At 60.5% G+C, this 12,495-nt stretch carries 11 protein-coding genes; 2 read left to right on the top strand and 9 right to left on the bottom strand.

Annotated elements, in window-relative coordinates:
• Positions 1-696: 696 nt before the first annotated feature.
• From HOY44_RS00220 to HOY44_RS00200, 5 genes are read right to left on the bottom strand one after another with little or no spacing between them, the layout of a single operon-like run.
• Positions 697-1,728 carry an ABC transporter permease gene (locus HOY44_RS00220; protein WP_287432383.1) on the bottom strand — a complete coding sequence of 344 codons (1,032 nt, stop codon included), beginning with the start codon at positions 1,726-1,728 and terminating at the stop codon, positions 697-699.
• On the bottom strand, positions 1,721-3,274 hold the full coding sequence (locus HOY44_RS00215; RefSeq protein WP_287432382.1) for a sugar ABC transporter ATP-binding protein: 1,554 nt from the start codon (positions 3,272-3,274) through the stop codon (positions 1,721-1,723). Before HOY44_RS00215 ends, HOY44_RS00220 begins: the two co-directional genes overlap by 8 nt.
• 53 nt (positions 3,275-3,327) lie before the next feature.
• Positions 3,328-4,302 carry a sugar ABC transporter substrate-binding protein gene (locus tag HOY44_RS00210; protein ID WP_287432381.1) on the bottom strand — a complete coding sequence of 325 codons (975 nt, stop codon included), beginning with the start codon at positions 4,300-4,302 and terminating at the stop codon, positions 3,328-3,330.
• Positions 4,303-4,346: 44 nt separating this feature from the next.
• Positions 4,347-5,459 carry a CapA family protein gene (locus HOY44_RS00205; protein WP_287432379.1) on the bottom strand — a complete coding sequence of 371 codons (1,113 nt, stop codon included), beginning with the start codon at positions 5,457-5,459 and terminating at the stop codon, positions 4,347-4,349.
• Positions 5,441-6,445 carry an isopenicillin N synthase family dioxygenase gene (locus HOY44_RS00200; protein WP_287432378.1) on the bottom strand — a complete coding sequence of 335 codons (1,005 nt, stop codon included), beginning with the start codon at positions 6,443-6,445 and terminating at the stop codon, positions 5,441-5,443. Before HOY44_RS00200 ends, HOY44_RS00205 begins: the two co-directional genes overlap by 19 nt.
• A 159-nt stretch (positions 6,446-6,604) precedes the next feature.
• On the opposite strand from HOY44_RS00200, the gene HOY44_RS00195 reads away from it, so the two are divergent.
• A complete protein-coding gene (locus tag HOY44_RS00195) occupies positions 6,605-7,291 on the top strand; it encodes a GntR family transcriptional regulator (RefSeq protein ID WP_287432376.1) in 687 nt (228 codons plus the stop codon).
• Positions 7,292-7,513: 222 nt separating this feature from the next.
• Here the strand turns inward: HOY44_RS00195 and HOY44_RS00190 are convergent, their stop codons facing one another.
• From HOY44_RS00190 to HOY44_RS00175, 4 genes are read right to left on the bottom strand one after another with little or no spacing between them, the layout of a single operon-like run.
• Entirely contained in the window at positions 7,514-7,897 is a 384-nt protein-coding gene (locus HOY44_RS00190) for a ParB/RepB/Spo0J family partition protein (protein WP_287432375.1), read from the bottom strand.
• Positions 7,894-9,204, bottom strand: coding sequence for a recombinase family protein (locus HOY44_RS00185; RefSeq protein ID WP_287432374.1), 1,311 nt, complete (start codon positions 9,202-9,204; stop codon positions 7,894-7,896). The genes HOY44_RS00190 and HOY44_RS00185 overlap by 4 nt, the downstream gene beginning before the upstream one ends.
• On the bottom strand, positions 9,201-9,650 hold the full coding sequence (locus HOY44_RS00180) for a DUF2924 domain-containing protein (protein WP_287432373.1): 450 nt from the start codon (positions 9,648-9,650) through the stop codon (positions 9,201-9,203). The genes HOY44_RS00185 and HOY44_RS00180 overlap by 4 nt, the downstream gene beginning before the upstream one ends.
• The gene (locus HOY44_RS00175; RefSeq protein WP_287432372.1) at positions 9,647-9,850 is read right to left on the bottom strand and encodes a hypothetical protein; all 204 of its coding nucleotides are present in this window, start codon (positions 9,848-9,850) and stop codon (positions 9,647-9,649) included. The genes HOY44_RS00180 and HOY44_RS00175 overlap by 4 nt, the downstream gene beginning before the upstream one ends.
• A 121-nt stretch (positions 9,851-9,971) precedes the next feature.
• On the opposite strand from HOY44_RS00175, the gene HOY44_RS00170 reads away from it, so the two are divergent.
• Positions 9,972-12,140, top strand: coding sequence for a hypothetical protein (locus HOY44_RS00170; RefSeq protein ID WP_287432371.1), 2,169 nt, complete (start codon positions 9,972-9,974; stop codon positions 12,138-12,140).
• Positions 12,141-12,495 lie beyond the last annotated feature (355 nt).

The raw sequence follows: 12,495 nt of genomic DNA, 5'->3' as shown, positions 1-12,495 counted from the left end.
TAACATGGCAGATGCTGGGCGATGGTGGTGTGCGCTTCAGGTCGATGGTCAGGGGGTCGTGCACGTGACTTACAGAAAGGTTTGAGAGATGAGGTTTTTAGTAATAGTCGGTCTGCTATTCCTCTGGGCGTCCATCGGAAATGCACAGGTCTACGTATCGGAAAACGCAAGAGCCGCCGATGTATGGATCATACTCACAACGAACGCCCAGGCAGCAGACTGCTGGCTTTTGAGGAGCGATCTCACGTCAAACCATCGGATCGCTGACCTTTGGGTATACATTACCGACAGTCCCGGAGCAGCCGACAAATGGGTTATCCTGAATGACAATGCCGGAGCCGCCGACCCGGTTGCTTGCCTTCTGAGCGAGTGACAACCCAAAACGGGTTAGCCCGAATTCATACACCTCTGTCCCCGGCAAGAACCGATCATGGCAGGTTTTGCGAAATTAGAATTTGCCGCAAGTCCGGCGAAGGCCCGCTTGTCCGCATTGCGGATCTCAAGCTGGAAGACGATGCTGCGCGTTGCCACCAACGACCGCTTCGGAAATGCCGCGGCGCAGCGAAGGCCGGCTTGGCGAATGTCCGCTCAGGGCCGATCGTGACACTAGACTGCACAGAGCAGGAAGCCATCATTCGCCGGACCTTAGAAAAACGACCGGTTCCAGTCTGTAGCATGCAGCGTACGTGGGCTCATTCATGACCTCATACGTGCTTGACGCCGTTGAAGCAGACGCTGGTACCACGATCCAAGCGCATCGATACTCGCTGCGAGCACCAAAGCTAAGCCGCTTGCAACGAGTTGAACGAAAGGCGGAACGTTCAAGAGCGTTAGCCCGTTCTCCAGAACGCCAAGAAAGAGCCAAGCGGTCACGACCCCGAGAATGCGTCCGCGTCCGCCGGCGAAGGCGACACCACCCAGCAACACGATGGTGAGGATTTGCATTTCGAGTTGCAAGCCTAGAGAGCCTGGCGACGCCCCGTCCAGACGCCCTGCAAGCAAGACACCGGCGATCCCGGCGGCAGCCCCGACTGCGGTGTGAAGCGAAAACAGCATGCGCTTGACGGGCAACGCCCCCAATTCCGCTGCGTGCCGGTTGATTCCGATCGCATAGATGAAGCGGCCCCAGATCGTGAAGGAGGTGAATACGGCGGCCAGTAAGAAGGATGCGGCCACCGCCCAGATCAGGACCGGGATGCCCAGCAGGTCTCCGTTGCCCAGCCAGAAGAATGTATCTCCCAGCCCGTAGACCTCGGTGGAATTGACCAACAGCGTGACGCCCCGGATCAGCGACAACATCCCCAAGGTCACGATGATCGGATTGAAGCCCAGAACGGCGCACAGGAAACCATTCACCGCACCGACGGCTGCGCCGGTTCCGACGCCAGCGAGCATCGCGAGCCCGGGCGCCACGTTGCCCTGCGTCACGGCGAGCGCCGTGACCATCGCGGACAAGCCGATGTTCGAACCGACTGACAGATCGACATTCCCGGAAATCACCAGCAGCGCCATGATCGCCGCGACGACACCGACGGCAGCGTAGTTGGTGAGGATCACCTCGAAGTTTCGGAGGCTCAAGAAGGCCGAGCTTTCGAACGAGAAATACAGACCCATAAAAAGCAGTGCTGCCAGAAGGATGTTGGTCACGACGGCATCGCTGGAGAGCCGAGCCCGAAAGGCTTTCTTGGGCGTTTCGAGAGTGGGCATGGCATTCTGTGCGTCAGACATGGTCGAATTCCTTGGTCGTCTCCGCCGCCGAAGTGGCGCTGGCGGGTTGGGACAGGTCTTGGTGCTCGGCGGCGTGGGCGAGCGCCATCATGGCGCTGTCGGTCACGTCGTCGCCGCTGAGTTCCCCGGCAACTTTGCCGTCCGAGAGTACGATCACGCGGTGCGCGATCTGGAACAGTTCTTCCGGTTCGGACGAGGTGACGAGGATGGCGGCGTGGCCCTCGGCGGATACGGCGCGCAGAGCTTCGTAGATATCTTTGCGCGCGCCGACGTCGACACCCTGCGTTGGCTCATCGAGCATCAGCAACTTTACATCACGCAGGCCGTGCAGCCACCGACCGATTGCCAGCTTCTGCTGGTTCCCGCCCGAGAAACGGCGGGCTTCGAGTGTCGGTTCGCGCGGAACGAGGTTCAGTTTGGCCGCTTCCGCATCGAACACTTTCGCCTCGCGGGTCGGGCGCCGGAGTCCGAACAGATCCATCACGTTCATCGCGGACATCAGCATGTTGTCCGCAGCCGACATGCCCGACACGATGCTCTTTCTCAGACGATCCGAGGGTACGAGAGCGGCACCCTGCCGAACGGCGGTCGCAGTGTCGCGGGGACTATAGTGCTTGCCGTCCAGCGTGACCGCTCCGTCGACCTTCCGCGACGCGCCGAAAAGGGTTTCGAGAAGTTCGGTGCGCCCGGAACCAACGAGGCCGAAAACACCGACGATCTCGCCAGCGCTCACATTCATGGATACCGGGCCGAGGTTGACGGCCCTGAGGTTCCAGACCGACAGCATGGGCTTGGGATTTGTCACGGGCGTGACGCGGCGCACGCGGTCGATGTTCGAGCCGACAATCGCGTTCACGACATGCTCTGGTTTGAAATCCTCGGTGGCACCGGACAGAACGACCTTGCCGCCGCGCAGAACGGACACGCGATCGGCCAGCGAGAAGACCTCGCTCAGCCGGTGGGTGACGTAGAGCATCGGCAGGTTCTGGGACTTAAGCTTGCGCAGATGCGCGCCCAGAAGATCCGCTTCTTTTTCCGAGAGTGCGGCGGTCGGCTCGTCGAGGATGAGGAGCTTCGGGTTGGTCCGAAGCGCCTTGATGATCTCCAGCACCTGCAGTTCGGCATTGCCCAGACTGGTCAGTTCCGCGCGGGTCGAAACGTCGACCCCCAACGTGGACAGCCAGTGCTGCGCCTCGCGGTGCTGTTCGCGGCGGCGCACGAAGGGGCCGACCCGCAACTCGTTACCGAGAAAGATGTTGTCGCAGACGTTGAGCGACAGCGCGGTCGAAAGTTCCTGATGGATAACCGCGATCCCCGCGGCGCGCGCATCCTGAGGGGTGATGGCACGGAAGGCCTGACCGTCGATCGTGATGTCACCAGCGGTCGGCGTGGTGCCGCCTGAAAGACACTTGATCAACGTGGACTTTCCGGCGCCATTAGCCCCGAGCAGCGCATGGATCTCGCCATCCGCAACATCGATATCAACGCCGGACAGAACCTCTGCGGCGCCGTAGCTTTTTCTCAGGCCTTTGACAGTGAATGCCATGGGTACCCCCAGTGAAGGTGGCCCCGGCGAAGCTGTCGCCGGGGCGGTCGGTCTTATTCGAACCCTTGCTGGGCGAGGTACTTAGACGCGGCTTCGTCTCCGGCCGTGACAAGCTCGAGCGGTACGATCACGTTGCCGGTTTCCTCACCCGCGAGCAGGCGGTCGGCCGTGTCCACGATCGCTTCGCCGACTTCGAGAAGCGGGATCGCCATCGAGGCGCGATAGACGTTGTCGCCTTCTTTCAAATACTGCAGCGCCGGGGGCGTGCCGTCCATGCCGCCGATAAAGGCATTCGGGTCGTGCGGATCTTTACCAGCCGCAACCCAAGCTTTGTATGAGCCTTCGGTCGCAGGGTCTTCAATCCCCAGGATCACGTTGATGTCCGGGTTCGCCTGAAGCAGCGTGCGGGTGACGCTCAGACCGTCGGACGGGTTGATCGCATCCTGCTCGGCCACGATGGTCGCGTTCGGCGCGGTCGAGGCAAGACCCTCCTTGATCCCGTTGCCGCGCAGCTGACCCCAGCTTGCGACTTCGTAGCCGAGCACGGCCACGTTGGCTTCGCCGCCGAGGTTCTCGGTGATCCACTCGCCCGCGTATTCGCCAAGGCGGAAGCCATCGTCATATTGCGCGTAGCCGACGGTCGCGTCTTGGTTTTCCAGCGTCTCGCCATAGGTGATCCACTTGATCCCGGCTTCGCGTGCTTGTTTGGCGATACTCTCGAAGACGTCCGGTTGCGGCACGACGGCGACGATCACCGGAACGCCCTGCTGAATCCACGTTTTGATCGTGTTGATCTGCTTGTTCATGTCCGAGCCGGGATCGTCGACCACGACTTTGTAGCCCATCTCGGCGCCATATTCCTTGGAGCGGTTGAGCGAGGTGGTTACGGCGCCGATGGTGGAGGAGTTCGGGAAGCTGATCGCGATGATCTGCTCCTCGTCCTGTGCAAATGCGGGGGCCATTGCCGTCGCCACTGCGGCAGTTGCGCCCGCCATGACTGTCCGTCGGGTGAAGTTGAAGAGGGTCATGCGCGTTCCTTTTCGTGTGTGGTTGGGTTCGTAAGTGGTGGGTGTCACGCCACGGCGGAGCTGCCGGGGCGCGACGGTTGGTGGGAAGCGGTTAGGGTTCCGTCCTCCCGAAATTCGACAAAAGTTCCGAACGGGGCGCTGAGGTGAGCGAGCCTTTCTGCGATCTCGCGGGCTTCGACAGGGTCGGCGGGGCGTGCGAGCCGGTCGACGTCGAAGCGATGCGGATGCAGTGTGACGGCATAGGTGCCTGCGGCGTCGACCATGATCTCGGCCAGCATTCCGTCCGGCGACATCTCGGCCCACATGTCGAGCACCTGTTGCGGTGCATCGAGGAAGACCTGCTGTCCGATGAAGGTGCCCAGCCCGAACAGGATCGGCCGCCCCTTGTAGAACGCGACCGGATGGATGGCGTGGGGGTGATGGCCGTGGATGACGTCGGCGCCCGCGTCGATCAGGGCACGGGCGAGCGGTTCCTGATACTCCGCCAGGTCGTCGCCGCTACCGAACCCCCAATGGATCGTGACGATCACGATATCGCAGGTGGTCCGCGCGGCCCGGATTGCGGCCTGCATGGCAGCCAGGTCATCGTCGAAGGGGCGTGTGCGGATGCGCACGACGGAAGGGTCGCCCGGCTCCTCCATCTGGTACCACGGGTCGATCTCGTAGCCCGTGTGGATGCGCAACGGGGACAGGCCGGCCCGCGTTTCAGCGGCCGTCATGCCTGTCGGGGTCAGGCAGGTGCAGGCGATCACGCCGACGGTGCGCCCGTCGATTTCCTTTACGTGCAGGGCGCGTGCTTCGTCCAGCGTTTCACCGAAGCCCATCGCCGGAACGCCCTGTGCTTCAACCAGTGCGCGGGTCTGGCGGATCCCGTCCACGCCATAGTCCGGCACGTGGTTATTGGCGAGCGTGACCGCGTCGAGGCCCATCGCGGGCAGATCTGCGGCGAGCGCCGGATCGCCCTTGATGTTCAGCAGCTTCTCGGTCGGAGCCCCGCCTTCGACCAACGCGATCTCGAAATTGCCGAGGGAGAAGTCGGCGTCTTCGAGGATCGCGCAAAGCGATGCCATCCCATCAGGCAAAGGGCTGTTGGGCCGGATCGGGATGATATCCCCGGTGAAGGCGAGGCGAAGCGAGGTCACTTGGTGGCCATCCATTTGCCCATCCAGTGATCGCCGTAGGTGACGGGATCATACTTGAGCGGGGTTTCCGGGGTGACGCAGGTGTCGAGCGTTTCGATTAGCGCGTCGTAGTTCGGCTGATGGAAGAAAACGACCGAGTGACGGCGCGACGTGTTAGCGAGCTCCAGCGGCGGGTTCACGACACGGTGCAGCGTCGAAACCCAACGGTCGTTCGTCCATTGCTGCATGATGTCGCCGATATTGATGACGTAGGAGCCCGGCTTCGGGACGACGTCGACCCAGTATCCGTCGCGGTGCTTGGCCTGAAGCCCACCGGCCGACTGATCCGACATCAGGATCGTGAGCGTGCCGTAGTCGGTATGCGCACCGCCGCGCAGTTGGCCCGGTTCCGGCGCTTCGTCCTGTTCCGGGTAGCAGATGATGCGCAGCGCGCTCATGTTCTTGTCGAGCTTGTCGTAAAAGAAGGTCTCCGGGAGATCGAGCGCAAGAGCAAAAAGCGCACTCAGGTCGTTGGCCAGCCGGTTCATGCGCCGGTAGTAGCTCTTCATCACCTCTTCGAAGTGCTCCGGCTTTTCGGGCCAGAGGTTTTGGTAGAAATGATTGCCCGCCTCGGCGCGTTCGTAGTATTCGCCACCGGGCACGTCGACCGGCCCCATATCGATCATTTCCTTGAGATCCGCAGCCGACCCCATTCCGCCGAGCGACTCGCCCTTCATCGGCGTGTAGCCCCGGCTGATTGAGGGATCGGGCTGTTTGATCTTCAGCTTGTCTTCGACAGGCAGGCGGAAAAATTCGGCCGCGACACCGTAAGTTTCTTCGATCTGCTCGCGATCGACGCCATGCCCGACGATGGTGAAGAAACCGATTTCGGTGCAGGCGCGGTTGATCTCTTCCGCGATGCGCTGGGTGCCTTCTCGGTCGCCTTCCAGATAGGCGGAGATGTCGATTTCCGGCACGTTGTGCATCTTCTCGGGCGCTTCGAGTTCCTGTGCTGTGGTCATCTTCCGGTCCTTGTCGCTTGTTTGATTGACGCTGCGGTGCTTCCGGCAGAAGGTCACGGTCAGAAAGGTGTGAACGATAGCAAACCGGATTGTTCACAATCTTTGTCCGAAATTTGAGCTAGGCCCCTCGGGCTGGCTCACAGAAGATGCTCGACGGATATGGATTTGAGTTCGAACGCGAAGCTGGAAGACGGAATCTTAGACCACCTGCAAAGCCGAATCCTGGCCGGTCACCTTCCGCCCGGGACGAAGCTTGGCGAAGAAACCCTCGCGGAAATCTACGGCGTGCCCCGCTCGAAGATCAGGCAGACGCTTCAACGCTTGTCCTACATCCGGCTCGTGGACCTGATCCCGAACCGCGGGGCATTCATCGCGCGGCCGACGCCAAAGGATGCCGCCGACATTATAGCCGCCCGTCGCGCGATCGAAAGCGTCACGACCGAAATCGCAACCCGGACGATGCTCACGCACAAACTGAAAGAGCTTGAGGGCATCGTGCGGCAGGAGCAGAAACTCGGCAATCACCAGATCCGGGCGAAGATCGAACTGGCAGGCGACTTCCACCGAACGCTATCCATGTCGGCCCACAACGCCGCGCTAACGGAAGCGCTCGAACCTCTGATCCTTCGAACCGCCCTCGTACAGGCGACTTACCCGAGCCTTTCGACCGCCTTTTCGTTCGCGAAATTCCACAGCGCGCTCGTGGAAGAAATCGAGCGTGGGCGGAGCCGGCGGTGTGGGCATCTGATGGAGCGTGGACTGTTCGAGCTCGAAGCTTCACTGGACCTGAGCTTTCAAGAACGACGCGAGGTGCGCCTTGATGTGATGCTGAACCGAGTCGACTGATCGGCATACGACAATGCAGTGTACGTGGTCATTTTTTGAAAGCCCGGTGCATTTCGGAAGGGCCCGGTCCAAGGGGTTCTATGTTCAGCCCAAAGGAAAGTGGATCAACGCCGGAAACCATCAGTTTGGCGGTCTCGGCTCTGCTGCGAATTCCCGGTCTGGGGCGGTGCCCTGCGGCGTCAGAGCCTGATTAGAACGGCAGGAATGGGCCGTCAGCGTCGCTCAGTAGAATTGAGCCCGCTGCTCCTCCCACACAATGGGAAACGGCTCCAACACCCACGCCAGCGTCACCTTCGGCCCCTGCTTCCCATCCATGATCGCCTCGATGATTTCCGGTGCAAGCAACGTCAGGCGCAAGACACGTGTCATGTAGGACGGCGCGATTCCCTCGCGCTCGGCCAGGTCCGTGATGGTGTCGAACTCGCCCGTCTCCAGCATACTCTTCCATCGGAAGGCCCGCGCCAGCGCCTTGACCAGCGTGCTATCCGTCCGGCGCGACTGCGCGGCGCCGTCGGGTAGATGCATCTCTTTCCGCCCCCCGCGCTTCACGACGCGGAACGGGACGTGCACCGTCACCGTTTCGGGGATGGGCATGCCGCGGGTCATGCTGCCGCCCCTATGTCTCCAGCCAACATCTCTCGCGCAAGGCTGCCGAGGCCATCGACCCGCAGACGGACGTTCAGCCCATCCGTGCCGATTTCCACGCGCTCAACCAGCAGCGCCACGATGCGGGCCTGCTCGGCGGGGAAGAGTTCGTCCCACAGCGGGTCAAGCTGCTGCAGCGCCGCGCGGGCGTCGGCCTCGGTAATGTCGTCGGCGTGGGCTCGCGCCGCCTTCCATGTCCCCGCCACGATCTCGGGCTGGCGGAAGACGGCGCGAAGTTGTTCGATGACCGCAGCCTCAACTTCACCAGCCGGCACGCGGTCGACCGGGCACGACCCAGCGCCATGCTTCAGCACCGTCTGGCTGACATAGTAACGGTAGAGCTTGCCATTCTTTCGGGTGTGCGTCGGCGAGAAGGCTGCGCCGTCCGGTCCGAACAGCAGCCCCTTCAGCAACGCGGGCGTCTCGGCGCGAGTGCGGGCGGCCCGCTTGCGTGGGCTTTCCTGCAGGATTGCGTGAACCTTGTCCCACGTTTTGCGGTCGATGATGGCGTCGTGTTCGCCGGGATAGCTGTCGCCCTTGTGGACCGCTTCGCCGATGTAGGTCCGATTGTTCAGCATCCTGTATAGGAATTTCTTGTCGATCCGGTTGCCCCCCGCATTCCTGACCCCGCGTTTGTCCAGTTCGCGGGCAAGCTCGGTCCCGGATCCGATTTCGAGGAAGCGGTCGAAGATCCAGCGAACGTGTTCAGCGCGTTCTTCGTCGATCAGGAGCTTTCGGTTCTCGACCCGATATCCGAACGGAGGAACACCTCCCATCCACATCCCTTTTCTGCGACTTGCCGCGAACTTGTCTCGGATGCGCTCTGCAGTGACTTCCCGCTCGAATTGAGCAAATGAAAGCAAGATGTTGAGCGTCAGCCGACCCATGGAAGTCGTCGTGTTGAACGACTGCGTCACCGACACGAAGGTCACGCCGTTGCGGTCAAACACGTCGACCAACTTGGCGAAGTCGGAGAGGGACCGGCTGAGGCGGTCAATCTTGTAGACGACCACGATATCGACGAGACCGTCTTCGACGTCCTGCATAAGGCGCTGCAGGGCACGGCGGTCGAGCGTGCCACCGGAGATTCCGCCGTCGTCATATTGATCTCGAACCAGCACCCAGCCCTCGGAGCGCTGGCTGGCGATGAACGCTTCGCAGGCCTCACGCTGGGCGTGAAGGCTGTTGAATTCCTGCTCGAGGCCTTCCTCAGAAGACTTGCGGGTGTAGACCGCACAGCGCAGCTTTCGGGTGATCTTGTCAGTCATGACCGTCTCCTGTTCTTGAGCCCGAAGAAGACCCATCCATTCCAGCGCGTGCCGGTGATCGCGCGTGCGATCGCGGACAGGGACTTGTAGGGTCGGCCCTGCCACTCGAAGCCGTCCGTTGTGACGGTGACGACATGCTCGACGCCCTGCCATTCTCGGATCAATCGTGTGCCCGTGATCGGCATAAGGTCCGCGCGCCTCCGGCTTTTCTTGCGGTCGCCGCCGTCTAGTTCCGCGCCCAGCCGCTCCAGACGTTTGACGGTTTCGGGCTTGAGACCGCCGTAGGCGAGTTCTTGAATGCGGTAAGCGAGGCGGCTTTCAAGGAACCGGCGATTGAAGGGAGGCGGCTCGCTGTCGAACAGGTCCCGCCATTGCGCCTTCAGGTCGGTTGTCGAGGTGGTCTTGAGCGCGGCCAGGCGCGCGGGAATGGAGTCGTGCGTTGTCATGTCTTCTCCTCGTGAGTTGGAGTTGCATGACGGCATTGGTCGGGCGGAGAGTGTAGGGAACTTTCTCCATTTGCGTCAGATAGCTGCGTTCCATTGGCTAATTGGAGACGCACCAGGCCGAGGGCGAGCAGGTCGCACAATTCAGTGCGGCGTTCGGCGGGCGAAAGAAGGTTCGCATTGATCGGGTTGGGGCGCTTCATGCAGATCTCCTTTCGGGAGAAATGCCGTTTTCATTGACCCGGTGGGACAAGAAGTTGTCAAATAGAGGCCAATCCGCGCAAAGCGTTGGCCATTTTAGAATTGATATTCTCGGAGGCGATTATGGTACGTGCCCCGGCAAAGACCTGTCCAAATCTCTCGCGGTTATTCGAAAACGCCGAACCAGCGCTGATTTCTGAGTTTCTTGATCTAAGAACGTTCGAGCGGTTTCAGTGGCTGGAAGCATACCGATCGGGCAATCCTGGCGACGAGAATGTTCCGAACGCAGGCGAAATGCTGCAAAAAGAAAAAAAGGAACAGCTCAAACCGTTGGAGACGGAAGCGGCCGGAATTGTGACGGTCGCGTCAGATCGGGGCCAGTATGCACTCGAGGGGTTAGCAAGCACCAAACTTCGCTCGGACCGGTTGCAAATACTGCGAACTCAGCGGGACGAACTCACCCGCAGTTTGTGGTGCTATGTTCATGAACCCAACCTGTTTGAGGCGACGCAAAACAGCCTGCACCAGCGGCTCTTTAGGCGCTACGACAAGCATTATCAGACATTCATGGCGGAAGCGGTAGGCGTGTCCGGTCCAGATCGCGAAACCTATAGTGTCGACAAATTGCTTGCTGACCTCGCCGAACGCTTGGATCGGGGAGCAGGATACCGAGTTGATCGTTTCGATATTCCCGAGGACGCCGATGAACCGGCGTCCGAAATGTACATGATTTCACACCCAGATCCTCCAACCAGCGTCCGAGACCTGGACGACGAGGGCAATACTTCGCGGATCTATTTTCGACCACCCGGCGAGGCCGTTGTGGTGTTCACGCCGTCAACAGGTCGGGTGCATGTTCGGGCCAAGACGAGAGTCTTGCGTCACGCGATCGCAGAAAGCTTCATCGAGAACGTCCTCGAACAAGAGCCATCCAGCCAACCTGTTGATTTCCAAGCATATGACTTATCGCGATTTTTTGAAAGCTTCGACCTGGAGCAACCTATTGACGACGGGGCGCAGATCTTGCGGGCGCAGGTTATCCGAGCTGAGGTCAGTGTGAAGAACCTTGCGAACCGGCTAGCACTGTCGACGTCCATCTCCCAAGATTTCTCTGAGGTGGTCGAGAGCCAACCGGGGCTCGCAATGATATTCGAGCGTGCGGTCGCGATCCGTTTCGTCGAAATCGCTGTCCGCTATCGGCGTTCGGGTTCTATGGAGGAAAAGACACTCGACTTCACGATTACCGATCGGAATTCGAGCAGTCTGTTGAGCTTGGATGATCCTTTTGAACGAGAAATGGGGCATCGCTTACTGAGACACTGGGGCATTCTCCAGGAGGGCCAGGCACCAACGAAAGCTGAGGCTACTGCGGTTCTTCCTTCCATTCTGGCGCTTTGGGATATCGGAGCTGAAAAGGTGACGGGTGCGTGGCTCGTCTCCCGCGGCGTTGATGCGGGCCTTTTGGTGAAGCTCGGTTTTCTGGTCCCGATCGGCTGGGAAGATATCGATTTGGTCGACGAAGACGATCAGCATGAAACGGACGCGCGAATATTTGCAAGTTCTGAAAACGCGGCACTTGGTCCAAGCGAAGGGCAAGTGGCGCCTGGGACTTCGGTCGAGACTTATCGACTGTACCGTGTGCGAGATCGGTGGGTTGAAGAGCATCTTCGCGAGCAAATCGTCGGGGTTCTAGACGCACCCTATGTTGAAGAAATTGGCTCGGACCTTATCGCCTTGGGCACAATGGAGATCGATGACCGCGCAGTTCCCGTTTATCTCGCACGGTCTCTGAACAATGAACGTGTTCGCGCGGAAGTCGACACCGCGTTACGTACGCGGAGCAACCTGGGACTGGGCTTGGTCATACAAGCAGGCAACTCGGCCGGCGCATGTTTGGCCGGCAACGTTCTGACGCCGGCCATCAGCCACGTACCGGTCGGGTCATCGGAATTAGCTCTCAATGCGGAAACACTCAGGACCGTGTTCCGGCGCAATCGGGTTCTAGCGATGGGCGGTCAATCGGTTGCCCTGGCAAAGACCGGTGAGAACTCGGGGACGCTCTACATTCCCGGCAAACCGTCAATCGACATCCTTGGGAAAAACCGCCTCGTCGTGATTCAGCGTTTGGTGGACGCTTACAACGCCGGCCCGGTACCAGTCGCAACACGAGATCTCCAAGCTGGGATTGAGGGGCAGTCTCTGCAAAACATCTTTGGATCCGTGCTCTGGAAAAAGCTGCAATCGGAATATGTTCGGTCGCCAAGGACAGGCGCATGGGAGATTGCCCCATGAACGCCAACTCCGACTCAACTCCGACCGGAGGGTCTGACTAACTCCGAGTCGGTCGGTCATTTGATTCGCCATCCTTTCTACGGAGGCGACAAATGCAGAGGAAGTCCCGAAATTACGCTCCGGCACCGACCGCCAGCGCAGGCTCCGACTGGCGGTGCACGTGCTGCGGCAAGATGCTGGGCCTACGGCACGGATCGGTCGTGCTGATCCAGTTCGCGCGCGGTCATTGTTACCGGGCCCCGAGACCGATGACGGCGGTCTGCCGCGGCTGCGGCACTCTCAACGAAACTTGATCCCATGCTGAGGGCGGCTCTGAGCCGCCCTTCGCTTTTCTCCATTTTCCCGAGAGGCGCGC

It is taken from the genome of Maritimibacter sp. (genome assembly GCF_016774595.1).
Lineage (GTDB): Bacteria > Pseudomonadota > Alphaproteobacteria > Rhodobacterales > Rhodobacteraceae > Maritimibacter > Maritimibacter alkaliphilus.
The sequence above is the reverse complement of the archived record's forward strand: the minus strand, read 5'-3'. Positions and strand labels throughout refer to the sequence as shown.